This is a genomic window from Porphyromonas sp. COT-239 OH1446 (assembly GCF_000768875.1).
Classification (GTDB): Bacteria; Bacteroidota; Bacteroidia; order Bacteroidales; family Porphyromonadaceae; genus Porphyromonas.
Genome location: NZ_JRAO01000024.1, coordinates 1 through 405, shown reverse-complemented (window position 1 = coordinate 405; position 405 = coordinate 1). Strand labels below are relative to the sequence as shown.

The 405-nt window shown below is 52.6% G+C and carries 1 protein-coding gene; it reads right to left on the bottom strand.

The features are described from left to right. Positions 1 to 405, bottom strand: a 405-nt coding sequence (locus tag HQ37_RS05540; protein ID WP_036881343.1) for an IS3 family transposase, incomplete at both ends; no start/stop codon positions are given.

Genomic DNA, 405 nt, shown 5'->3' with positions numbered 1-405 from the left:
GCTTGATGCGGTCGGGCCTCATTGTACATCTGAACAGCCCGATCGACAGACCGCTTCGCCTCTTCGAAGGATTGTCGCTCGCTGGAGACAGACCAAGAGTTCTTGAGCGTATTGTTCATTCGCTCGGCCAAAGCGTTATGCAGCGGATCACCCGTTTGGGTCATACTGATGCGGCAGCCGCGATCTTGAAGCTCTGAAGTGTAAAGGCCGCAGGCATACTGAATCCCGCGATCGCTGTGATGGATCATCCCCTTTGTTTCAATTTGGTGCTCTCTGTAGAAGGTAAATGCTTGATGCAGGGCATGTAACGGGCCATCCACCTCTAGAGTAGGGTGCAAACAATGCCCGACAATGCAGCGACTGTAGGCATCGGTAAGTAGGGAAAGATAGGCAAAGCCTTCTTTG